The following is a 24,909-nucleotide window of genomic DNA, read 5'->3' on the forward strand; positions in this document are numbered from 1 at the left end:
TTAAGTTTTGCTTGTTTCAAAAAAACTAAAAACGTTACCGCCATAACTTTTGGAGTAACTATAATGATGTAAATTGGATAAGTCTGTATGTTTTGAATGCTCAATTATTAAAAGTCCGTTTTCTTCTAGCAGATTATTACCGAAAACTAAATCTGGTATAGCAGTAAACTGTTCAAGAGTAAAATTATAAGGTGGATCAGCAAAAATAATATCAGACTTTATGGTAGACTTTTCTAAAAATTTAAATACATCACTTTTTATTGTTTGAATGGGCATTTCAAACATTTCTGCAGTTTTGTTTATAAACTTTATACAGTTAAAATTTTGATCAACGCTAATAATATTTTGTGTTCCTCTTGAAGCAAATTCATAACTTATATTACCAGTACCAGCAAACAAATCTAATGCAACAACATCTTCAAAATAGTAAAGGTTATTTATAATATTAAATAACGATTCCTTAGCCATATCTGTGGTTGGACGAACAGGAAGATTTTTTGGAGCTACAATCTTCCTTCTTTTGTATGTTCCTGATATTATGCGCATTAAAAACTTTTAATTAAAGCAAAATTTGAAGATATAGAATTGGGTGTTTCAGAGTATTTAAATGAATCATTTCTGTTACCAAAATTAACATGCCGTATATATTTATACGCAATTTTGTAGAATTCATCGTCTTTATCTATATCACCAATAAAAATAAGATTGAAAACTTCTGGGTTTAAGTTTAGTTGCTCTGCAGTGAATAAAATATAGTATATAAAATCTTCTTTGGTAGCGTACTCAAATGTGTTGTAGAATAATAATTTAGACTTATCTACAATAATGAGTTCAAAGTGGTTTGAACTTACATTTACATAAAATTTTGTGCTTTCAGAGTTCTTTTCCAATTGAAGAATTGATTCAATTAAAACAGATGAAATATGCCTAAAGGTGAACTCTCCGTACCTATCATACAAAAAGTTATTTATATTAATGTAAGGCACATATACACATACACTTTCGTTTAAATTTATATGGTCATATGTTATGTAATCAGACTTTAATATCCTAGAATTAAATTTTAAGTAATCTGCTAAAGCATCTTCATTAAATAAAGATTTTGGTACAAGTGTAGACAACTCATTATCATGAATAACATGTACTTTGCTAAAGCTTATTTGAAGTGTGATTTCTGAATTAAACAACCCTTTTAATTGATCCAATAACTCTAGTGGGTTTAGCTTTTTGTTGAAACTAATTTGTTTGAGTGTGGTTATTGTTTTGGTATGTCTTTCTAGGATACAAAAAGAAAGTCCATTCAAACTTATTTGAATGGACAGTTCTAAATTAGTTAGTTTATTTTTAGTGCTGTTACTACTCGTTATCGCCATAAGTTTTAGGCCAATTTCCAGATGTATTTACCTCATCCATTGATCCCACTTTTAGAGCATCTCCGTTTACACCATCAACTGATACAACTTGGTTTTCTTGAACCAATAAATCTGGGTTTTGATCATGTAAAATAACATTCTTTTTAACAGAGGCTTCAAAAACAGGAATATTAATACCGTTTTGTTCTAGAAAACCTGCTTGCAATTTAAATTTCTCTCCAGCCTTTCCAACAGGTACATTCATCATGGTTTTATATCTATCAGAATTTTTAAACAATGAATCCTTAATTGAAACAAATCCTAGAGTATCAATGATAACAATATCTTTATAGGTATCTACTTGATATAATCTAGTTAAAGCATCATCAATAACACTAGAGTCTCTTCTTTGCGTAATTGTAAATTCAGCAGTATCAATGAACTTTACTAAACCGTCAAAGTCTTTGGCAAATTTTCCTGTTACAGTTTTATGTGCTAACTGTGCATCTCTAATATCAACTAAACTTTCAATTATTTGAGCATAACGCTTTTTCTTAACCTTATTAAATTGGATAGGTTCGTATATCGACATATATGTTTGATAGCCTAAAAATGCAATTAATAACCAAAGGGCTATAGTTAAAAAAGGTTTGGCTTTAGCTGGCACAAATTTGTCTATTAATTTAACTAATACTATTGTTAGCACAATAACACCAACTGCAATAAGGATAAATGTTAACATTGTTGTTTTTTAATTAAAAGTTATCAAAGGTCTTTCGCAAATCTACAATTTTTTTTTAATCGTTAAAACACCCAGCTAATAAAAATCATTTCTATATTTGAATAATTTATTTTTTGCTAAATCCTTAATGACGCCTCCAGAATTTTATTCCCTTATAAAACAGCAATTTCCGTTTCAACCCACACTAAAACAGGATATTGTTCTGCAGCAGTTGTCAGATTTTATTTTTAGTAAATCGCCTAATGCTTTATACGTTTTAAAGGGATATGCGGGTACTGGTAAAACTACAATAATTGGTACTATTGTTACTAACTTATGGAAAGCAAAAAAGAGTGCTGTTTTAATGGCACCAACTGGTAGAGCCGCTAAGGTAATTTCTAATTACTCTAAAAAAGAGGCGTTTACAATCCATAAAAAAATATACTTCCCAAAGAAAGAGAAAAACGGTGGTGTAAAATTTGTTTTGCAGCCCAATAAGCACAAGGATACTATTTTTATTGTAGATGAAGCCTCTATGATTCCAGATACTCCTGGTGAATCTAAGCTTTTTGAAAATGGTTCATTATTAGATGATTTAATGCAGTATGTATATTCGGGTCACAAATGTAAATTACTTTTAATTGGAGATACTGCTCAACTGCCACCTGTTAAGTTAGACCTTAGCCCTGCATTAGATGAGAACTCCATTAGTCTTAACTACAACAAAGAGGTGAGTAAAATGGAACTAGACGAGGTAGTAAGGCAAGAATATGATTCGGGTATTTTAGCAAATGCTACTGTTTTAAGAGAAGTGCTCTCTACTGAGAATCAGAATTATTTTAAGTTTGATATAAATGGTTTTAAAGATATTGTTAGACTCATTGACGGTCATGAAATAATGGATGCTATTAATGGGGCGTATTCTGACTTAGGCAATGAAGAAACAACTATTATTGTAAGAAGTAATAAAAGAGCAAATTTATATAATGAGCAGATACGAAGTAGAATTCTTTTTAATGATAACGAATTGTCTACTGGTGATTATTTAATGGTGGTTAAGAATAACTATTTCTGGATTAAACCTACTACCGAGGCAGGTTTTATTGCTAACGGAGATATTATTGAAGTTTTAGAAATCTTTAGTATTGAAGATCTTTATGGTTTTAGATTTGCATCCGTAAAAATTAGGATGGTTGATTACCCTAGAATGCGCCCTTTTGAGACCGTATTACTTTTAGATACCATAAACGCAGAAACCCCGTCTTTATCTTATGAGGACTCCAACAAACTTTATCAAGAAGTAGCTAAAGATTTTGAAAACGAATCGAGTAATTATCGCAGGTTTCTAAAAATTAAGGGTAATAAACATTTCAATGCATTACAAGTAAAATTCTCTTATGCTATTACATGTCATAAATCTCAGGGAGGGCAATGGCATACCGTTTTTGTAGAGCAACCTTATTTGCCAAATGGTATAGACAAAGACTATTTACGTTGGCTTTATACCGCCGTAACAAGAGCCAAAGAAAAATTGTATCTTATAGGTTTTAGAGATGATTTTTTTGAAGTTTAAATATTATTTCTTCCTTGAAATAATTATTTACTTTTGATTGTGAATTGATATATAATGTATGAAACGAGCCATAGTAACTAAATGAATATACCCATCACAAAGCGTATTGGTGAATTATATCTGACCCTTATAAAAAAATAAAAGTTAATAGATGAAAATAATTTCAATGATTCCCGCACGTTATAGTGCTTCTAGGTTTCCAGGAAAACTCTTGCAAGATTTGAATGGTAAATCGGTGATTTTAAGAACCTATGAAGCAACTGTGGCAACCCATTTGTTTGATGATGTTTTTGTTGTAACAGATAGCGATATTATCTATAATGAAATTGTTAATAATGGTGGAAAGGCTATTATGAGTATAAAACAACATGATTGTGGAAGCGATAGAATAGCCGAGGCTGTTGAAAATATGGATATTGATGTTGTAATTAATGTTCAAGGAGATGAACCTTTCACAGATAAAGAGTCATTATCAAAATTAATTCAGGTTTTTAAAGCCGATGATGATAATGAGGTTGATTTGGCATCCTTGATGGTTCACATAACTGATGCTGATGAGATTAAAAACCCCAATACGGTTAAGGTAATTATAGACCAATCAAACTTCGCTTTGTATTTTTCTAGAAGCCCCATTCCTTATTTACGCGATGAAAGCGTAAAGGTGAAATATTACAAACACAAAGGGGTTTATGCGTTTAGAAAGCAGGCTATTTTAGATTTTTATAGATTACCAATGAAAACTTTAGAGGCTGCTGAAAAACTAGAACAGCTAAGGTATTTAGAATATGGTAAACGAATTAAAATGGTTGAAACGAATGTTCAAGGTATTGAAATTGATACCCCAGAAGATTTAGAGCGAGCCAAAAAAGCCTGGAAATAGGTTACAATAATTTCTCTGATTAAGAAACATAGAACTTGTAGATGAGTGAATATAAAAACATAAAAGTTATAGGTTTTGATGCCGATGACACCTTATGGGTAAACGAAACTTACTTTAGAGAAGCAGAAGAAACGTTTTGTAAATTGTTGTCGGAATACGAAACACCTAATAAAATAGACCAAGAGCTATTTAAAATGGAAATAGCCAATTTAGAGCTTTATGGCTATGGGGTTAAAGCCTTTATATTATCTATGGTACAGTCGGCGCTTGAGCTTTCAAACTATAATGTGCCTCATAAAACCATTGAAAAAATATTGAATATTGGTAAGGATATGTTAAACAAACCAGTAGAGTTGTTAGATGGAGTAGAAGAGGTATTAAAATTGCTTTCCAAAAAGTATCGGTTAATTTTAGCAACTAAAGGCGATTTATTAGATCAAGAAAGAAAATTAGAAAAGTCTGGATTAACAAGTTATTTTCATCATATTGAAGTATTGAGCGATAAAAAAGAGTTTAACTATTCTAGGTTACTTAATCATTTAGATATAGAGCCTTCTGAGTTTTTAATGATTGGGAACTCACTTAAGTCTGATGTATTACCACTAATCAACCTAAAATCGCATGCTATTCATGTGCCATTTCATACCACTTGGGCTCATGAACAAGTGAGCGAAAAAGAAACTAACGGAAAAAAGTATAAAACAATAAAAAGCTTAAGAGAACTTCTTAAACTATTAGATTAAATTGAAAACAATGATATTTATTTTTAAGAAAATACAACATCAATTAAGCTTGTAAAGATTAAAATAGTTTTATTTTTACATCTCGAAAAAGAAACGAAATAAATGAGTTATAAAAACTTTCCCATGGTGCCAAGAGTTATTTTTGGCAGAGGTAGTTTCAATCAGTTAAGCGATATATTGACCCCAAAACGCTTGAGTATAAATGCTCCGTTTATATTTTTGGTAGATGATGTTTTTAAGTCTAATTCATGGCTAACCTCAAGAATACCATTATCTTATGATGATAAAATTATTTATATATCTGCAGCAGAAGAACCTAAAACAGATCAAATTGATATGCTGGTAGAGGAGATTATTTTAAATTCTAAGGAAAGGCCCTCTGGAATTATTGGTATTGGAGGTGGCACATTATTAGATATAGCTAAAGCTGTTTCAATAATGCTTACCAATGAAGGAAATGCTGAAGAATACCAAGGCTGGGATTTAGTTAAAAATGAAGCTATTTATCACGTAGGTATTCCAACCATTTCTGGTACAGGTGCTGAAGTTTCAAGAACTACTGTACTTACAGGGCCTGAACGGAAACTAGGAATAAATTCTGATTTCACACCTTTTGATCAAGTTGTTTTAGATTCAGAACTTACAAAAGATGTACCTAAAGATCAGTGGTTTTATACTGGTATGGACTGCTATATCCATTGTGTTGAATCGCTTCAAGGCACTTACCTAAATGCTTTTAGTGAAAGCTATGGTAATATGGCTTTAGAACTTTGTAAAGAAATATTTTTAGGAAATGAATTAACTAATACTCAAGCGCAAGAAAAACTTATGATGGCTTCATGGCACGGAGGAATGAGCATAGTTTACTCGCAAGTTGGTGTGGCACACGCCATGAGTTATGGGTTGTCTTATTTGTTAGGAACTAAGCATGGTATTGGTAATTGTATTGTTTTTGATCATTTAGAGGAATTTTATCCAGAGGGGGTAAAACTTTTTAAGGAGATGAAAACAAAGCATGATATTTCCTTGCCAAAAGGTCTTTGTACCGATTTGACTGACAAAGAGCTTGATATAATGATTGATGTAGCCTTAAGTTTGGTGCCACTTTGGGAAAATGCGCTAGGAAAAAATTGGAAGAAAACAATTACCAGGAAAAAGCTAAAGTCACTGTATCAAAAAATGTAATATGCAATGGCTGGCTAAATTTATTTATCACAAAGTTTTAGGTTGGAAAGTTACAGGTAATGCTAACTTATCAAAAGATAATATAAAAAAAGCCGTTATTATAGCTGCTCCGCATACCAGTTGGCACGATTTCTATATAGGAATTCTTCTTCGTTCGGTTTTAGGTGTTAAAACCAATTTTATTGGTAAAAAGAGTTTATTCAACTTTCCTTTTGGATGGGTTTTTAGAGCGCTAGGTGGTGCACCAGTTAACAGATTTTCAAGCCAAAATAAAGTTAAGGAAATTGTGAAAATATTTAATGAAAGAGACGAGTTTAGATTAGGTATGTCACCAGAAGGCACCAGAAAGAAAACAGAAAAATGGCGTACAGGATTTTATTACATAGCTAAAGAAGCTAACGTGCCAATTATCATGTTTACACTAGATTTTGAAAATAAGCAAAATAAAATATCAGAACCATTCTATCCCACTGATGATAAAGATGCTGATTTCAAATTTATAAAAGCTTATTTTAATGGTGTTAAGGGGAAAATCCCAGAGTATTCTTGATTATTTCAAGATTGGCATAGAAATTGGGAATATTTTGGTGTATTAGTAAATGAAACATAAAGTAAACAGTATTTGTCCCTAAAAAGAAACATCAACTTATACGCTGAAAAATAAAAAAAGCTATTTCAATTTGAAATAGCTTTTTGCTTTACTGAGTCACGTCATAAAATAAGTTGACACAAAAAAAAACTTATTTATGAAAGAAGTGTGTTTTTATAAAACTAATTTTAAAGCTATGTTATTATTCTGTAAGTTCTTGCATAGTATGATATACGTTTTGTACATCATCATCTTCCTCAAGCTTTTCTAGAAGTTTTTCAACATCGGCAACCTTTTCCGCGTCTAATTGTTTTGTAACTTGAGGGATACGCTCAAAACCTGATGATAGAATTTCGATATTGTTTTCTTCTAAATAGGCTTGAATTTTACCAAAACTTTCAAAAGGGGCGTAGATTATAACACTGTTTAATTCATTGCCATCCGCATCTTCATCAGTGTCTTCAAATATTTCCTCAACACCAAAGTCTATTAGCTCAAGTTCTAATTCTTCAAGGTCTAAACCATCACCTTTAATTTTGAAGTTACAAGTATGGTCAAACATGAAAACTACAGATCCAGAAGTTCCCAAGCTTCCATCGCATTTATTAAAATAACTACGCACATTAGCAACAGTACGTGTATTATTATCGGTAGCTGTTTCTACTAAAATGGCAATTCCATGCGGCGCGTAACCTTCAAAAATAACTTCTTTATAATCGCCTTGATTTTTATCAGAAGCACGTTTTATGGCTCGTTCAATATTGTCTTTAGGCATGTTAACAGATTTTGCATTCTGTATAACAGCACGTAAACGGGAATTACTATCGGGGTCGGGGCCACCTTCTTTAACAGCCATTACAATATCTTTACCAATACGTGTAAAGGCTTTACTCATGGCTGACCACCGCTTCATTTTTCTTGCTTTTCTAAACTCAAAAGCTCTTCCCATAATATTAAGTTAAAGGTTATAAGTATTTAAAGTGTGCTAAAGTTTCAATTTTTTAGAAACTAGGCAAATTTAAAAAATTATTGTGTTTGTTTGTATGAATTAAAATTAATCATCCACTGGTTCTACAATAGTTTCAATAGCCTCAGCCAATTCAAAATCTTTATTGGTTACCCCACCAGCATCATGTGTTGAAAGTGAAACAGTTAATACATTGTAGACGTTACTCCAGTTGGGGTGGTGGTTTAATGCTTCGCACTCAAAAGCAATACGGCTCATGGCACTAAAACAATCTCTAAAATTTTCAAACTCAAATTCGGCATGAATGGCGTTGTCAAAGTACTCCCAATCTGGAAAATGCAGTAGTTTTTTTTCTATGTCTTGTTCCGATAATTTACGCATTAGTATTTTTTGTTAAATTAATTAATATTAATATTTGTGTCAATTAATTTTTTAAGACTTCTAAAATGTGAGTACTTTCAATTTCCAAATGCTTTGGTAATTTATTGGTTTTGGGTAATACAGCCAGATAGCGTTCTTCATTTGTAGTATAAACTTGTTTGTAAATGGCCTTATTATCTGTTAGCGTTTCTATTACTTCTTTAATAAAATCGTCATGATGAACCAAATCTTTACTCCCTAAATGAAATACTCCAAATTTGTTTCTGTTTATTATATAATGAATTTGTTGCGTTAATTTATCATCGGTAGTTACATTCATAACCAGATTAGGAAATACCTCAACAGGTTCTTTATCTTTTATATTTTGAATAATCTCTTTTACCCTGGGTGATTGTGCACCAAAAACCATAGGTAACCTTAGTATGGCTACCTGTTTTTTTGGTAAGCGCAATAGCATATTTTCTATTTTTATCTTGAAATGCCCATATATACTATTGCTTAGGGTTTTGTCATTTTCATAGCTAGGGTATTTGCTGTAAGCATCAAAAACGTTGGCAGAAGACAGAAATATAAGCTTAATCTTTTTAATAAAAACATACTCTGAAACATGTTGATGTAAAAGTACTTGCTTGGAAAAATCGCCTCTCAAAGCCGAAATAATTATCGTGGGTTTTACAATATCTAAGATTTCGTAAATATCATCTTCCTCAAAATTGTATTGAAAGAAATGATGGTTTTTTTCAAAGTTATTATTAGAAACACAATAGGTACCAAAGGTTTTAAAGTAGGAGCAGAGTTCTCTGTATATGGCATTACCCAAGAAGCCACTGGCTCCCAAAATTAAAATTCTATGTTTGCTTTCTTTCTCCTCCTGCTTCATTTAGCTAAAATTTTCAACCCTTGTAAAAAGGCAACTTAACAACTGTTGCAGGAATTGCTTTTTTACGAATTTGAATGTTGATTTTGGTACTTACATCTGAAAACATAACAGGCACATAACCTAGACCAATACCTTTACCAAGGCTAGGGGACATAGTACCCGAGGTAACGCGCCCAATTTTATTACCATAGTCATCAACAATATCATAATCTTTACGCGGAATACCACGTTCATCTAATTCAAAAGCTACGAGTTTGTTTTCTGGTCCACGATGTTTTTCGTTTTCCAAGGCTTCAGAATTAGTGAATTTTTTAGAGAATTTAGTTATCCAACCCAATCCAGCTTCAATTGGAGAGGTCGTGTCATCGATGTCGTTTCCATAAAGGCAATAGCCCATTTCAAGACGTAAGGTATCCCTAGCGGCTAAACCTATTGGTTTAATTCCATAACCAGATCCCGCTTCAAAAACTTTATCCCAAATTTGTTTAACTTCACTGTTTTTACAATAGATTTCAAAGCCTCCGCTTCCAGTATATCCAGTTGCAGAAATTATCACATGCTCAATACCAGCAAAATCTCCAATTATAAAATTATAGAATTTAATAGATTTTAAATCATGGCTGCTTAAACTTTGCATAGCCTCAACTGCCTTTGGCCCTTGAATAGCCAGCAATGAGTAATCATCACTAAGGTTACGCATGGTTGCTCCAACATTATTTTTTGAAGTAATCCAATCCCAATCTTTTTCAATATTACTAGCATTTACAACTAGCAAGTAGGTGTCTTCTTTTACTCTATAAATAATTAAGTCATCAACAATGCCACCTGTTTCATTGGGCATGCAACTGTACTGTGCTTTACCAACAGTTAACTTGCTAGCATCGTTACTACTTACTTTTTGAATTAAGTCTAGAGCATGTTTGCCTTCAATTAAAAATTCGCCCATATGCGACACATCAAAAACGCCAACAGCTTTTCTAACGGTTTCATGTTCAATATTAACCCCTTTGTATTGAACAGGCATATTAAATCCTGCAAAGGGAACCATTTTTGCTCCTAAAGCTTCATGAGTTGTTGTTAGAGCCGTGTCTTTCATAATTTGAAATTAAAAAGTTTGCAGTAAAACTAAACAAATTAAAAATATCTCTCTTGAAAATAAAATTTTTAAAACTTGGTAATAAAATAGAAGAGAAAATTTCTTATTTGAGAAGGAAGCTTTTTAACTCTTCATAGTTAGAGATAATAACAGAGACCTTTTCTTTACCCATCACTTCTTGAATTTGTTGAGGCAGTGCTTGTTCTTCTTTAATAACTTCTTCAACAACATCTAAAAACTTAGTAGGATGAGCAGTTTCTAAAAATACACAATGAGCTTCTGGGTTTTCTTTTAAATATTCTTTACTCCCTAAGTAACCAACAGCGCCGTGTGGATCCGCAACATAATTAAATTCGTTATACATTTCTAACATAGCTTCTTTGGTTTCGTCATCAGTGAAGCTGTAGGAAGACACATTTTCTTTTAAATTATCAAATTGATTTTTGTATATCTCTTGAATGCGAATGAAATTGCTAGGTGCGCCAACATCCATGGCGTTACTAATGGTTTGGATAGATGGCTTTGGTTCGTATAATTGCGATTGTAAATAGCGCGTTACCACATTATTTACATTATTTGAAGCAATAAAATGTTTAATTGGTAAGCCTAGTTGTTGTGCCATCATACCAGCACATATATTTCCAAAATTTCCGCTAGGAACAGAGAATACAATGTTATTATACTTTTTATAAAGTTGTTTGTAAGCAAACATAAAGTAGAACAATTGAGGCAACCAACGTGCCACATTGATGGAGTTGGCAGATGTTAATTGCATTTTATTGATTAACTCCTCATCTAAAAAGGCAGTTTTAACCATGGCTTGACAGTCATCAAAAGTGCCATTAACTTCTAAGGCTTTTATATTTTGACCTAAAGTGGTCAATTGCTTTTCTTGAATATCACTTACTTTTCCGCTAGGGTAGAGGATGACTACATTCACACCTTTTACACCTAAGAATCCATTAGCGACAGCGCCTCCAGTATCTCCAGAGGTAGCCACTAGAACAGTAACCTCATTATCGTTATCTTTGTTGAAATAGCCCAGGCATCTTGCCATAAAACGTGCACCTACATCTTTAAATGCCATGGTTGGTCCGTGAAACAATTCCAAGGTGGAGATGTTATCATTAAGTTTTACAACCGGGAAATCAAAAGACAAGGTTTCTTCAACAATAGTTTTTAAAACAGCTTCAGGAATTTCAGGAGACACAAATTGCTTGATGGCTTCAAAAGCTATTTCTGTATTTGATAGACTATCTATGTTTTTAAAGAAATTATGAGGTAATGGTGTAATACTTTCAGGAAAATATAGTCCTTTATCGGGAGCTAATCCTTTTACAACTGCATTTTCGAAGGTTGATTTTGGTGCTTGTTTATTAAGAGAGTAATAATTCATGGTTTTTCAAAAGTTGACCGATGACAGGTGACAGAAGACCGAAAACTGAAACCGGATAAAATCATTTAATGTTTTTTCTAAAAGCCAACATCATATTCATTAAGTGATGTGCTTCATTATATAGTTGAATAAAATTGTTGTTGCTAATATAATTTCTTCTTTCAGCTTTAAATAGGCAGGTTACAACTTCTGCTAATGAGCGAATACCATAACCTATAAATTTCTTTTGTTCTGGGTTTGATTGGCCAATAGAGCCTTCAGATATGTTAAGAGCTATTGAATCAGCAGCTCTTCTAATCTGGCTTGATAAATTGAATTTTTCTTTCTCAGGAAAAGTATCTGCCATTTTATCAATTTCTTCCCCAAAGTCAATTGATTTCTGCCAAATAATAAGTTTTTCAAACTTAAATTTTTCTAAGATATCATTCTGGTCTTCGGTCATAAGTCTTTGGTCTTACTCCAATATTTTAATTCCTTTGGTATTGATTTTTGATACATGCATATCATATGCAATACCAGTTTTAGAATATATTTTTTCTATGGTATCTTTCACATTATTAGCAGTTTCTTCACCTTTACTTAATGAAAAAATTGAAGGTCCGGAGCCAGAGATTCCAGAACCTAAAGCACCGGCATTAATAGCTGCTTTAGTTACTTCATCAAAGTGAGGAATTAGTTTACTTCTATGCGGTTCTACAATTACATCTTTTAACGATTTGCCTATTAATTCGTAATTATTAGTATGTAAACCGTGAACTAAACTTCCAAAATTAGCCCATTGTGTAATAGCATGCTCTAATTTTACTTGTTTTGGTAACAGCGCTCTAGATTCGGAAGTTTTAATTTCAATTTGAGGATGAATGATAGTAGCATATAATTCTAATGGTGAAGGAATTTCGAGTATTTCTAGAGGCGAAACACTTTTCACCAAGGCAAAACCTCCAAACATAGCAGGTGCTAAATTATCGGCATGTTCACATTTACTCGCCAAAGCTTCACCTTTAATAGCAAATTCCGTCAATTGTGTTTTACTGTAGGGTCTACCCAAAAGCTCATTCATTCCAAAAACACTACCTACAGCACTAGCAGCACTACTTCCAATACCACTACCTGGTTTAATTTTTTTATAGATTTCAATTTCAAATCCAAAATCTAAATCTAAATCGTTATACATGGCTAAGGCTGATACTCCTGAAACGTTTTTCTCAGTTTCATAAGGTAAATCAAAACCTTCAATATGTGTAATATGAATACCTTTTTTATCCGTTTTTCTTATGACCATTTCATCACCTACGCTGTCTAAGCAAAAGCCCATGACATCAAATCCGCAGGAAACATTGGCAACTGTAGCCGGAGAAAATATCTTTATTTCGTTCATTTTTTCTATTAAATAATTTTCTGCAGCACTAGAGCAGGAAATATCACTTTCTTTATGCAATTCCATAGTTTAACTAATCATTTCCCAGTCTAATAATATCTGCAAATAATCCAGAAGCCGTTACATCTGCACCGGCACCTGCACCTTTAATAATCATGGGTTGCTTCGGGTAACGCTCTGTATAGAACATTACAATGTTATCACTTCCTTCTAAGTTATAGAAAGGGTGACCAACTGGGATTTCTTGCAAGCTAACACTGGCTTTACCATTATCAAATTTGGCAACATATTTCAATTGACAGTTATTTGCTTTCGCTGAAGCGTATAAACTTTGGTAGTGTGCTTCATCATCAATTAAAGTCTGATAAAAATCATCAACCGTATCGCTTTTTAAACCAGCTTCCGATAGGAAAGATGTATTTTCTATATCTTCTAAGTTCATTTCAACACCACTTTCTCTAGCTAAAATCAAGATTTTCCTAGCTACATCTACACCACTTAAATCTATTCTAGGGTCAGGTTCTGTATACCCCTCGGCAGCAGCTTGCTTAACAATATCATAAAATTTAGTAGTATCATTAAAGTTATTAAAAACAAAGTTCAAACTTCCAGATAACACTGCTTGAATGGAATTTACTTTGTCACCAGAAGCAATTAAATTTCTCAAAGTGTCAATAACAGGTAAGCCTGCACCAACATTGGTTTCGAACAAGAAAGGGGCATTGTATTTTAATGATAATCGTTTTAATTCTTTGTAATTCTCAAAATCACTAGAACAAGCAATTTTATTACAGGCAACTACCGAAATACTTTCTCTTAAATATTGAGCATATAAATCCGCAACATCTTTATTTGCAGTTACGTCAACAAAAATGCTATTACGTAAATTAAGTGCTTTAGCTCTATCAAAGAATCCTTGTAATGATGCTTGTTCACCATCAGCTAACTGCTCTTTCCATGATTTTAAATTAATACCACTTTCGTTAAAAATCATTTTTCTAGAGTTTGATAAACCAACAATACGCATGTTAATTTTAAGGTTATCTTTTAAATATTTGCGTTGCTGTTTTATCTGCTCAACCAAACGTTCACCAACATTACCAACACCAGTGATAAATACATTTAATTGTTTAGTTTTAGATTCAAAGAACTGCTCATGTAAAACATTTAATGCCTTTTTTACATCATTATCTGCAATAACAACTGAGATGTTCTTTTCTGATGCACCTTGAGCAATGGCCCTAACGTTTACGTTATTTTTTCCTAAAGCACTGAATAATTTTCCACTAATCCCTTGGTGATTTTTCATATTATCACCTACAAGTGCTACGATTGATAAATCCGCTTCAACAATGATAGGTTCTATTTTATGAAGGGCTATTTCGTTCTCAAAAGTAGCATCTATAGCTGTTTTAGCCATTTGAGCATCCTTGGCTTCAATTCCTAAGCAAATAGAATGTTCTGAGGATGCTTGGGTTATGAGTATCACATTAATTTTCTCTTGAGATAGGGTTTCAAATAAACGTTTTGAAAACCCAGGAATTCCCACCATACCACTACCTTCCAATGTTAATAAAGCTATATTTCCTATGTTACTAATACCTTTCACAGGTTTTTTAGAATTTATGGCTTCATTGGATATTTTAGTGCCTGCTGCTTCAGGCTCTAAAGTGTTTTTTATATAAATTGGAATTTCTAAATCTAAAACAGGTTGCACCGTAGGAGGATAAAGTACCTTGGCTCCAAAATGCGATAACTCCATAGCTTCTTGATAGGATATCTCCTCTATTGGGTAGGCTTGTTTTACAATTTTTGGGTTCGTAGTGAACATACCGCTTACGTCAGTCCATATTTCTAATTGAGACACTTTTAAAGCAGCAGCTATGATAGCTGCAGTAAAGTCTGAGCCACCACGCCCAAGCGTTGTTTGTTCTCCGTTTTCAGATTTTGAAACAAATCCCGGTAAAATGGTTATTTTTTGATTTACGGATTTAAAGTAATCCTGTATGTTTTTGTTTGTAATGCTATAATTAACCTCAGCTTTGGTAAAAACAGAATTTGTAATCACCAGTTCCTGAGAATTTTTCCTATCAGCTGAAAGACCTCTACTTTTCATAGTCTCAGCAATAATAAACGACGATAATAATTCTCCAAAACTCACTAATTTATCAGATGTCTTTGGGGATAATTCGTTAATTAAAAAAATACCATCCAATAAGCTTTTTAATTCCTCTAATCGCTTATTCACAAAGTCGATGACATGGTCGTTGTTGTGCGGTATTAATTCATTTACAATATTTAAATGAATTTCTTTTATAGTATTGAAAACTTCTAAAAAAGCAGCATCTTTATTTTGAGCCTTTTTTCCAGCAAGAAGCAACTTGTCTGTAATACCCCCAACAGCAGAAACTACGCAGATTACTGAATCGTTTTTAGAATAATCTTCTAAAATGTTTATGACATTATTTATGTTTTTTGAAGAACCTACAGAAGTTCCTCCAAATTTTAAAACTTTCATGTGTTGTTTTTATTGATGTTCATTAGTCACATGCAACCTTTGATCTTTAAAATAGTTCTATAAAAGCACACTTTTTGTCAACCTGAACTTGTTTCTGGTTCAAATTCTTGTTTGTAGGAAAAGATTCTGAAATAAATTCAGAATGACAATTTGATTTTTATAGAAATTTATCCTAATCATGTCGGTTTCATTTTTAATGAATTGATAGTTTAAAATATATTTTTAAATGGTGATTCCTTTTAAAATCACAAAGATAGCCTGAAGTGTATATAATTAACAACCCCAAAGGGTAGTAGTTGTAGTAGTACCAATAAAAGAAACTGTTCCTTTAGTAAAGGAAGCGAAAGTAAATCTTATTTTTTGGCACAAATGGTTCATAATAGCTATGATAATGCTGCTCAAAAGTATTACATTTAGACTAATAAAAAAACTAAAAGTTTTTTTTTGTTTAATTCTTAAATAGATTTCATTTTCTTTTAAGAAATTCAACGTTCTTATAGAAGAATTAGAAAATTAATAATCAAAATAGCTGAATGAAAAACCATAACCCTTTAACAGGAAATTGGCAAGTATTCATTTAGTTAGTTTCAATAAACAGACGAAAACTAGAAAAAATACAGATGAAAATATTTTCAAGAGAGCAGATTTATGAAGGTGACAAGTTAACTATAGAAAGGCAACAAATTTCTTCTACAGAATTAATGGAGCGTGCGGCAACCCAAATTTTTAATTGGATGCATTTACGAATGCAAGGGGCACAAGTACCCATTCATGTATTTTGTGGCATAGGAAACAATGGTGGTGATGGATTGGTATTAGCTCGACATTTAATCACACACGGATACAATGTTAAAACCTATGTTGTTAATTACAGTGATAAACGTTCTAAGGATTTTTTGATTAATTATGATCGTATAAAAACGGTAACGAAAGCGTGGCCTACGTTAATGAAGAGTGAAGCTGATTTTCCTCAAATTCATCCAGATGATATTATTGTTGATGCTATCTTCGGGATAGGTTTAAATAGGCCAGTGGTAGATTGGGTTAAGAATCTTTTTAGGCATTTTAGGGCAACAAAAGCTTTCACACTTTCGGTTGATATCCCTTCTGGGTTAAGGACCGATGAAGTGCCCGAAAGTCACGATGATGTCGTTTGGGCAAGTTATACCCTAAGTTTTGTATCACCAAAGTTGGTGTTCTTTTTACCTCAAACAGCAAAATACACGGTGCAATGGGAAGTATTAGATATAGGTTTAGACCAAGAATTTCTTAGCGCTACCGAAACAGCTGTTGAACTTATTGGAAAATATGAGGTGTTACCAATTTATGTCCCAAGAGATAAATTTTCGCACAAGGGGCAATTTGGGCATAGTTTAATCATTGGAGGGAGTTACGGAAAGATAGGAGCGGTGACTTTGGCAAGTAAAGGAGCACTTTCGGCAGGAGCAGGACTTGTCTCGGTTTTCACACCAAAATGTGGTTATAACATCATTCAAACGGCTTTTCCTGAAGCTATGGTTTATACAGATACTAATGAAGAGATTATAACTGATATAAAATTTGATATAGTACCAACAGTGGTTGGTATTGGAGTAGGGGCAGGAACAGATGTTAAAACCATAAATGCTTTTGAAGCCTTTATGAAACATAATAAAGCGCATCTGGTAATTGATGCCGATGGTATCAATATTATTTCTAAAAAGAAAGCTTTACTTAAACTACTTCCTGAAAATACGGTTTTAACCCCACATCCAAAAGAGTTAGGGCGCTTAATTGGTGCCTGGAAAGACGACTTTGACAAACTTCATAAAGCAAAGGCTTTTTCAAAAAAGCATAAAGTGATAATAATTATTAAAGGGGCAAATACCATGACGGTTTTAGAAGATAAACTTTATGTGAACACCACAGGAAATCCAGGGTTGTCTACAGCAGGAAGTGGTGATGTTTTAACAGGTATTATAACAGGGTTAATATCCCAAGGATATAACCCTTTAGTAGCATCAATTTTTGGAGTGTATTTACACGGTAAATCAGCAGATATTGCTGTTGAAGATTATGGTTACCAAAGCTTGATTGCAAGCCATATTATTCAATATTTAGGAAAGGCCTTTATAGATATGTTCAAACAACCAGAGGAGCAACAACCGCCCGAAGAAGATGGAGAAGAATAGCAAAGGTAGAGTTGTCATCCCGAACCTGCCTGTGCTGAATTTATTTCAGTATTTCGGGATCTCAGAAATTGTGATAAGTGCAATTATAAAAAGATGTTGAAACTACTTTAGCATGAAAAAACCTTGATAATTGATAACATAAAAAAAAGCCGCTCATAGCGGCTTTCTAATTTAGTACTGGTTTACAACAATCTTACGTGTAAACTTTGCATTACCTTGTTTTATTTCTAACAAATAAATACCGTTTTCAATATGATGTATTGCTATAGACTTTGTTAAGGTGTTAGAATTTATTTCATAACTGTAACTATTTATAATACGTCCGCTGAGGTCGTATAAATTAGCCTTAACATTTTCTTTCGATGTTAAATCATTCAATCTAATATTAATATTTTCATTGGTAGGGTTTGGCCAGATATAAACATTTTTAATATCAAATTCACTTGTGCTAAGTGTGCTATTCATAGTAATGGTTTGGTTAGGTAACCACCCATTAGCGGAGTTTTTTATATCAACTTTAAACTCATCATTAAAGCTACTTGTTTCTGTATTGGAGTAAGTAATCTTTCCAGTATTAACATCATCTTGAGTGAAAGTATCACCAATATCCATAGAAACGCTGTTTTTTTCAAGAATTCCAACAGATGGCGTCATTACAATTGTATAGATTTGCTCTGCAGCTGTTTGTCCGCTTGTGGTCGCTTCAAAATCTGAAGATAAAAAGGTATAGGTGCTGTTTAATGGCGCGTTAAAGCCATTGTTTGTTAGGTTTGGAAGATTAATAATATTATTTATAACACATAAATCGATACTAAATTCTGTAACGGCACCACCATCATTATTATTTGGATCTCCTATTCGTAATGTCCAAACGCCATCCGCAGGAAGGTCTATGAATTTAGATAAACTTTCAATAGGTGCTATAGTGTCAGAAATACTTGGAACAGCGGGGTCATTACAAACTAATGCAGCACCCAAATCGGAATAGGTAACATCAAAATCATCACCGTCGCCAGGACTAGTGGTATCTCCACCAGTGTCTGTTGTGCAGGAACTGTCAAATAATAAAACTTGCGGGCTACCAATTTCTGGTGGTCCTTCTAAGGTAATATTAATGTCATTCACCCAAGTATGACTAATTTTAAAACTAGTTTCAACAGATTCAATATACAATCCACCTGTAGACACTGTAACGGGTACCGAAGCAAATACTCCAGCTGTAGTTCCAATGGCCGCATCGGTAAAATCGGTAGCTGTATAAATATTGTTTCCACAGTCTAAATTTCCAACTTGGAAACTGTAGGTTTCAGAGTAATTACCAGTATTACATCTATTGTTGGGTCTTACTCTCCAGTAGTAAACGGTCTCTGCTGTTAAACCTGATAATTCATAGCTTAGGTCTGTTACTGTGCTAGAAAAAACTAATGAAGAGAAAGAAGGGTTTGTAGAAACTTCCACGAGGTAGTCTTCAGCATTTAAGTTTTCTGCCCAATTTAAAGTTAAGGACGAAGGTGTATTTAAAGCACCATTGCCGGGAGAGGATAAGCTTTGCGGATATGGAGTAAAATCACTGTGTAAAACTCTTAATTCAATCACCCTAGTTTCGGTATCAAAACCATCATTACCTACCACACTAACGTTATAGGTATTTGCACTTACATTTTCTAAATTGCTAAAGGTAACATCAAACGTTCCATCAGCATTTAAACTATTAGGGGTAATATTCGCCACAGCTCCTGTGGGAACATCTACTAAAGAAAGGTTTGTTGTAGTACCACCAGTTTCAGAATAATCAAAATTATAAGTGGCATCATTTGAAGAACAAATGGTTTGCTCTGCAACCGAGGTGTTGAACGTAAAATTAGACGAAAGCCCAGTAATTATAAGAGAGAAATCTTGAGCGCCTCCAACTAGGGTTCCTTTATGAGTTACTGTAATGGTATAAACTCCAGAGGCTCCAGTAACATCAACTCTTTCGTAAGGATCCACTGTGTTGTCTCCTTGCGAGTTAGAGTCAACTCCGGTTAGTTTCCATGGTGTATAGGTGTTTGATGCTTGTGTAATTCTTATGTCTAAATCATTTACCAAGGCAGGAGTATCATCATTATATAAAATAACACCGTTATTTACAGTGCCTGTAGGGTTTATAGTACCGCCTTGGTCAGTCCATGAAATGGATGCTAGTAAAGGACTAGAACCGTCAGAAACCACATCTATGGAAAAAGACGCATTGTTATTTAAAGTTTCTTCAGAAATCCATGTTGAAAAACCATTTTCACTAATAGTTTCAGCCGCTTTTTTGGCATTCATTAAGCCCCAGCCAGAAGTAGCATCAGGTCCAACAAGTGTTTGATCATCTAAATTATATATATCATCTGCCGTGTGTAAAGCTAAACCTTTTAAAGTAGCTGCTTTCATATAATGACCGTTGGTATTATTATGATGCTGTTGTAATAATAATAAAGAACCACAAACATTAGGGGAGGACATGGAGGTACCACTATTATTACTATACCTGAGAGCAGGAGTAGGTGCTCTGCCTGTAGACAACAAACTTTCACCATTTCCTGTGATATCCGGTTTTATTCTTAAGTCGTCGGTTGGACCTTCTGAGCTAAATGTACTTCTGCTAACTTCGTTAAGCGAACCATCTAAGTTGATTGCTGCATCGGATCCTGAAGCTACTATTAAAGAATTTTTTGATGTTTTATCTCCTAATAGCTTGTCATAACTATTATTACTTCCTAAGGGGTTAGAATTTGAAGCATCATCGGCTCCAGCATTGCCTGCCGAAAAAACAGCCAAATAATAAGGCGCACTATTAAGTCATCCCAATCTTTAGATTCTTGCACATAGGCGCCAAAATACCAACTAAGATCATCTACAAAATCAGTAGAGTCAAATCCGTAAGAATGGTTTGATAGCAACATACCGTTAGCAGCAGCGGTGGTAGCTTCCGATAGGTCATTTATAGCATTATAACCAATAGCACTGGCTTGAGGCGCCATACCTTTAACACTGGGGTTAATCCCGGCAGCAATTAGAGTACCAGTAACGTGGGCTGCATGATTATCAACAGTAGTTTCATCATCACCAATGGAAAGCCTATCTGTACCTCCAGGACCATCGTATTCCTCATGGGTTGTTAGACCAATACCATCAACTTCCCAGAGATAGACTGTCATGTTTTGTCCTTCTAGGTTGAGACCCAAATCACCGCCGTTATGCAGGTAGTTGGTTCTTGTAGAAATGGCAGCATTGGCATTGTCACTTTTTAAGTATATGGGTTTACCGTTTAATACTTTTCTTAAGTGGTAGTTTGTATTACCATCCTTATACTTAACGGGCCAATTGTTTCTTTTAGCTTCTTTGAGCGCTTCATTATAAGCAGCGTAAAAGGATGTTTCAAATGATGTTTCTAATTTTTTTAACTTCTCTTTATTGTAATTTTTAGTCGTTTGTTTTTTCTGTTTTTCAGTTTGAGAAAATCCTAGTGAAGCCAATAAAAAGCACAGTAAAATACTCAATTTCACCTTAAAATAATTCTTAATCATAGTCAGTAATAAAAAATTTTCCGAAAGATAATAAATTATAGTATATAATGATATATTGCTAGTATATAAACTATATAGGTGTAAATGCCATATTTATTTATAATTAAAAACTGTGTATTTGATTAAAAACAATAACTATATTATACAAAAAAGCCTCAATAAAAAGAGGCTCAGATATTTTTAGTGTGAGATGCTTAAATATTTAAGTCGTCAAATAACTCAACAAGCTTTGGACTTGAAGGTCTGGGTGCATTGGCATCCACTACATTACCATCGGGATCTATTAATATAAATCTTGGAATCCCAGTGATTTTATAGCCTTGAACAAAGTCTGATTTCCAGGCCTTATCAGAAAATAATTGAATGCCTCCCATATCTTTTTCAGCAATCATTTTTTTCCAACCTGCTTTTGCTGCGGCAAGCTTTTCTTCAGGAGTATCTCCCTTAAAACCTCTCCCTTCATCAACAGAAATACTTACAAATTCAATATTCTTGTTATGATATTTTGCTTCCACTTCTTTTAAAAATGGGATTTCTCTTTTACAGGGCCCACACCAAGTGGCCCAAACATCAACATAAACGTATTTACCTTTTAAATCACTTAAAGAAGTAGTGCCTCCTTTATAGTTTTCGTAATTGACAAAATCAGGAGATGGTTTCCCTTTAAAATCATCGTATTGAGTAGCCATAGCTTTTTGTCTCTGGTACATTTTTAAAAGACCTTCTTGCATTTTGTCAAACCCTTGTTTTTCTCTAGCTGCAAAGGCAGAATCCATATTTTTAGAGCTTTCAAATAATTCAGTAAAGCTTTTGTGTATATCAGCAACCTTGGTTTTAAAAGCCTCCTCTTCTAATTTCAATAAGTCTGGTTTTAATTCCTTTTCCTGAATCAATGTTTTTTTAGCTATATAGTTACTGGTTTCAGCGCCTTTTCCCGTATATCTAATCGTTTCATCAAATGCTTCAGTATCTAAAGTTAGGTTTAATGCAACACCATCTTTTAGGAATAAATAGGTAGATTCTACACCATCAAAAAGATTAAAGATACCTGCTTCCACTTTTAAAGTATCAGAGAATGAGCCATCATCGTTTACCTTAATAGTTTTAGAATACGTTCTACTTCTTATAACTAAGGAGTCACTATTTTTATTGGTTATTTTTCCAGAGAGGGTGGCATAGTTTTTTGGCCCCTCTTTACAAGCTATTAAGGAAAGCGTTAAGGTAATTAAGAGTATCTTTTTCATAAATAAAATTTTATCAGCCCAAAAATACACATTTGTAGAGCCTTTTAAATCAATTTTGGAATATTATTAACATAATAACGTGGTTTTTGAATCAAAACTAGACTTCAAAAAGGCAAAATTTTTTAAGTGTCAACAACTAAGGCTGCCATAGTGGAAAAAATTAAATACTGATATTAGGCCTATTTTGATAGAGTTATATTTTAGCCAATTAACGAATCGATTTTAAAAATGTTTCTGGTTAATCTTTTGATTGAAATATCACTTCGTCGGATAAAACACGTGGCTTATCTAAAAGTTTTCAAAATCATTAAGAAAAGAGGTCAATAATCTAAAAAAGTAAGCGGATAATCTAAAAGTGATTTTTGCAGTTTTTTATGCAAGCATATATTTTCTACTTTTGATATACCCTCACATCTACATGTTTTCTTTTCTCTACTTATTTCATGTTAGAGCATATTTGATTAATAGCAGAATTAAAGATGCCCTCGTCTTACCAAAATTTAATAACAATGTTTGTTGTAAAATAACTGTACAACATTGAGCATGGTTATATCTCTTATTTATGTTAACATGGTGTTTTATTAATTAAACAAAAATGTTATGTTAATGTACAATTTTACCCAAAAACCGAAGAACAGTACTTACTGTTTTGCGTGTTGTTTTAATTTCTTAAGACAGCGGATTAAAAGTATGGTTCACCTAAGTGTTGTCATGCTTTTTTTATTGAGTGCTGGTTTATTGCAGGCACAAACAGTATCCATTGATGGAAACCCATTTGAATGGGGACAAAGTCAGATAACTTCTATCCCTACCCATCAGCATGTTCTTGATGCTTATGGAAGTGGTGTTGTAGATGATCAATTTACTGAAGGTTCCAAGGACTTTATGGAAGCAGGCAATACTGCTGCGCAACACTTAGTTTGGGCATATGGTCAAACCAAAGCGAAGAACGACATTGAAAATGCTGCTGCAGTAGTAATTGAAAATCCAATAATTGTTAATCAGGAAACTGGCCTTCCAGAGCAAAGAACAGGAAGGTTTTTATTTTTTGCTGGAGATAGAAGAAGCACTAATGGGGACGCGCAAATTGGATTCTGGTTTTATGTAGACGGGACCAGTCCTGTAATGGTGGATGGAAATGGTTATTTTGATCCTGAACATGGAATTGGCGACTTATTAGTTTTAAGTGATTTCACCAATGGAGGAACAAATCCAACAGTAACTGTATACAAATGGGTTGGTTTTGGAAATGGTGATTCTGGCCCGGATTTACAATTAGAATTAGTTAATGTAAATGCAGATATTGCTATAAACAATAAGACAGAATTTCCAATACCCATTGGTTGGGAATATGAAGGAGTCGAAAATGATTGTACAGAACCTACTAATCCAATTGAGCTTGCAGAGTATGAACAATGTTTAATTGATAAAAGTATACCTTATTATGAATTATTGGCTTTTTATGAAGGTGTGGTCGATGTATCCACTGTTTTGTCTGGAGTTGATATTTGTGATGCTAGCTGGCTATTAGAAACTCGATCGTCTCAGGAGCTAACAGCCTCTTTAGATGATTTTGCTGGTGGACAGTTTAATTTAACGCCTACAGCAAATGTTACTGGTGAAGATTTGGTATGTAATGCAGAATTCACCATACTATATGGTAGTTCTACTCCTGAATTTGGTGAACAAGGAATAGTTTATGTTTGGTATAAAAAAGGAGGAGAAGGAGAAGATGATGTCATAGTTCAAGATGGAAATGAAGAGGGACAAAATAGTGCTACTTACCAAGCTCAAGAACCAGGCACCTATTATCTTATAGTTTATAATCAAGGATGTCCGGTATTAGAACCTGCTGAAATCACAATTAATGAAGCACCATTTGAAACTTTGGTTGCTAATTGTCCTGGTGAAGTGTTGATTGATTGTACACAAGATATTGCTACAGCTTTCACAAATTGGAAAGCTGCTAATAGCTATACCTATACTGGTGGAGTTGGTGTAATTAACGGAACAATCACCTATCACAATAGTGCAGATGGAACGGGGGATGATGTTGGCATAGATGGTTTACTAGCTCCGAATTACTGTGATGGAGGTGTAGTTTCAATTAAATATGTTATTTCAGATGAATGTGAACAGATAGATCAATGTGTTACAAAGTTTACTGTTGATGCGGATGATAATCCACCTGTATTGACAGGAATGCTACCATCAGACGTAGAGGATATCAACGACTGTAAGCCAATGGCAATAGCAGACGCTCCAACAGAGGGAGAGATAG

General features: G+C 33.5%; 21 protein-coding genes. 7 read left to right on the top strand and 14 right to left on the bottom strand.

Features of this window, described 5'->3' with window-relative positions:
- From DFQ02_RS04235 to DFQ02_RS04245, 3 genes are read right to left on the bottom strand one after another with little or no spacing between them, the layout of a single operon-like run.
- Window positions 1-546, bottom strand: a complete 546-nt coding sequence (locus DFQ02_RS04235) for an RsmD family RNA methyltransferase (RefSeq protein WP_116039762.1) — start codon at window positions 544-546, stop codon at window positions 1-3.
- Window positions 546-1,373 carry a DUF3822 family protein gene (locus tag DFQ02_RS04240; protein ID WP_181896347.1) on the bottom strand — a complete coding sequence of 276 codons (828 nt, stop codon included), beginning with the start codon at window positions 1,371-1,373 and terminating at the stop codon, window positions 546-548. Before DFQ02_RS04240 ends, DFQ02_RS04235 begins: the two co-directional genes overlap by 1 nt.
- Window positions 1,357-2,094: a hypothetical protein gene (locus tag DFQ02_RS04245; RefSeq protein ID WP_181896348.1), complete on the bottom strand. Its 738-nt coding sequence runs from the start codon at window positions 2,092-2,094 to the stop codon at window positions 1,357-1,359. Before DFQ02_RS04245 ends, DFQ02_RS04240 begins: the two co-directional genes overlap by 17 nt.
- A 127-nt stretch (window positions 2,095-2,221) precedes the next feature.
- Between DFQ02_RS04245 and DFQ02_RS04250 the strand changes: the two genes are divergently transcribed.
- From DFQ02_RS04250 to DFQ02_RS04270, 5 genes are all read left to right on the top strand, one after another.
- Entirely contained in the window at window positions 2,222-3,646 is a 1,425-nt protein-coding gene (locus DFQ02_RS04250) for an ATP-dependent DNA helicase (protein ID WP_116039763.1), read from the top strand.
- A gap of 151 nt (window positions 3,647-3,797) precedes the next feature.
- Complete coding sequence (gene kdsB / locus DFQ02_RS04255; RefSeq protein WP_116039764.1) at window positions 3,798-4,526, top strand: 3-deoxy-manno-octulosonate cytidylyltransferase; 729 nt, start codon at window positions 3,798-3,800, stop codon at window positions 4,524-4,526.
- Between the two features lie 41 nt (window positions 4,527-4,567).
- Window positions 4,568-5,269 (top strand): HAD family hydrolase, encoded by a 702-nt coding sequence (locus DFQ02_RS04260; protein WP_116039765.1) that lies wholly within the window; start codon window positions 4,568-4,570, stop codon window positions 5,267-5,269.
- 102 nt (window positions 5,270-5,371) lie between these two features.
- On the top strand, window positions 5,372-6,454 hold the full coding sequence (locus tag DFQ02_RS04265; protein ID WP_181896349.1) for an iron-containing alcohol dehydrogenase family protein: 1,083 nt from the start codon (window positions 5,372-5,374) through the stop codon (window positions 6,452-6,454).
- A 1-nt stretch (window position 6,455) separates the two neighbouring features.
- Window positions 6,456-7,004, top strand: a complete 549-nt coding sequence (locus tag DFQ02_RS04270; protein ID WP_116039766.1) for a 1-acyl-sn-glycerol-3-phosphate acyltransferase — start codon at window positions 6,456-6,458, stop codon at window positions 7,002-7,004.
- Window positions 7,005-7,245: 241 nt separating this feature from the next.
- Here the strand turns inward: DFQ02_RS04270 and DFQ02_RS04275 are convergent, their stop codons facing one another.
- The 8 genes from DFQ02_RS04275 to thrA form a co-directional block, all read right to left on the bottom strand.
- Window positions 7,246-7,992, bottom strand: a complete 747-nt coding sequence (locus DFQ02_RS04275; RefSeq protein ID WP_116039767.1) for a YebC/PmpR family DNA-binding transcriptional regulator — start codon at window positions 7,990-7,992, stop codon at window positions 7,246-7,248.
- Window positions 7,993-8,097: 105 nt separating this feature from the next.
- Entirely contained in the window at window positions 8,098-8,391 is a 294-nt protein-coding gene (locus DFQ02_RS04280; protein ID WP_116039768.1) for a 4a-hydroxytetrahydrobiopterin dehydratase, read from the bottom strand.
- Between the two features lie 43 nt (window positions 8,392-8,434).
- Window positions 8,435-9,271 carry a sugar nucleotide-binding protein gene (locus DFQ02_RS04285; protein ID WP_116039769.1) on the bottom strand — a complete coding sequence of 279 codons (837 nt, stop codon included), beginning with the start codon at window positions 9,269-9,271 and terminating at the stop codon, window positions 8,435-8,437.
- A gap of 13 nt (window positions 9,272-9,284) precedes the next feature.
- Window positions 9,285-10,367 (bottom strand): glycine cleavage system aminomethyltransferase GcvT, encoded by a 1,083-nt coding sequence (gene gcvT / locus DFQ02_RS04290; protein ID WP_116039770.1) that lies wholly within the window; start codon window positions 10,365-10,367, stop codon window positions 9,285-9,287.
- A 103-nt stretch (window positions 10,368-10,470) separates the two neighbouring features.
- Window positions 10,471-11,763 (bottom strand): threonine synthase, encoded by a 1,293-nt coding sequence (gene thrC / locus DFQ02_RS04295; RefSeq protein WP_116039771.1) that lies wholly within the window; start codon window positions 11,761-11,763, stop codon window positions 10,471-10,473.
- A gap of 61 nt (window positions 11,764-11,824) precedes the next feature.
- Window positions 11,825-12,205: a four helix bundle protein gene (locus DFQ02_RS04300; RefSeq protein ID WP_116039772.1), complete on the bottom strand. Its 381-nt coding sequence runs from the start codon at window positions 12,203-12,205 to the stop codon at window positions 11,825-11,827.
- 12 nt (window positions 12,206-12,217) lie between these two features.
- Window positions 12,218-13,141, bottom strand: a complete 924-nt coding sequence (locus DFQ02_RS04305) for a homoserine kinase (protein WP_116040046.1) — start codon at window positions 13,139-13,141, stop codon at window positions 12,218-12,220.
- 73 nt (window positions 13,142-13,214) lie between these two features.
- On the bottom strand, window positions 13,215-15,659 hold the full coding sequence (gene thrA, locus DFQ02_RS04310) for a bifunctional aspartate kinase/homoserine dehydrogenase I (RefSeq protein ID WP_116039773.1): 2,445 nt from the start codon (window positions 15,657-15,659) through the stop codon (window positions 13,215-13,217).
- Window positions 15,660-16,279: 620 nt separating this feature from the next.
- On the opposite strand from thrA, the gene DFQ02_RS04315 reads away from it, so the two are divergent.
- Window positions 16,280-17,830: an NAD(P)H-hydrate dehydratase gene (locus DFQ02_RS04315; protein ID WP_116039774.1), complete on the top strand. Its 1,551-nt coding sequence runs from the start codon at window positions 16,280-16,282 to the stop codon at window positions 17,828-17,830.
- 171 nt (window positions 17,831-18,001) lie between these two features.
- Here DFQ02_RS04315 and DFQ02_RS04320 read toward each other — a convergent pair whose 3' ends face one another.
- From DFQ02_RS04320 to DFQ02_RS04330, 3 genes are all read right to left on the bottom strand, one after another.
- On the bottom strand, window positions 18,002-20,635 hold the full coding sequence (locus DFQ02_RS04320; protein ID WP_116039775.1) for a S8 family serine peptidase: 2,634 nt from the start codon (window positions 20,633-20,635) through the stop codon (window positions 18,002-18,004).
- Window positions 20,575-21,384, bottom strand: a complete 810-nt coding sequence (locus DFQ02_RS04325) for a S8/S53 family peptidase (RefSeq protein WP_116039776.1) — start codon at window positions 21,382-21,384, stop codon at window positions 20,575-20,577. Before DFQ02_RS04325 ends, DFQ02_RS04320 begins: the two co-directional genes overlap by 61 nt.
- Window positions 21,385-21,578: 194 nt before the next feature.
- Window positions 21,579-22,628, bottom strand: coding sequence for a TlpA family protein disulfide reductase (locus tag DFQ02_RS04330; RefSeq protein ID WP_116039777.1), 1,050 nt, complete (start codon window positions 22,626-22,628; stop codon window positions 21,579-21,581).
- Between the two features lie 690 nt (window positions 22,629-23,318).
- Between DFQ02_RS04330 and DFQ02_RS15135 the strand changes: the two genes are divergently transcribed.
- On the top strand, window positions 23,319-24,909 hold a 1,591-nt coding region (locus DFQ02_RS15135), incomplete at its 3' end, for a hypothetical protein (RefSeq protein ID WP_220340205.1).

The organism is Seonamhaeicola aphaedonensis (assembly GCF_003386195.1).
Lineage (GTDB): Bacteria > Bacteroidota > Bacteroidia > Flavobacteriales > Flavobacteriaceae > Seonamhaeicola > Seonamhaeicola aphaedonensis.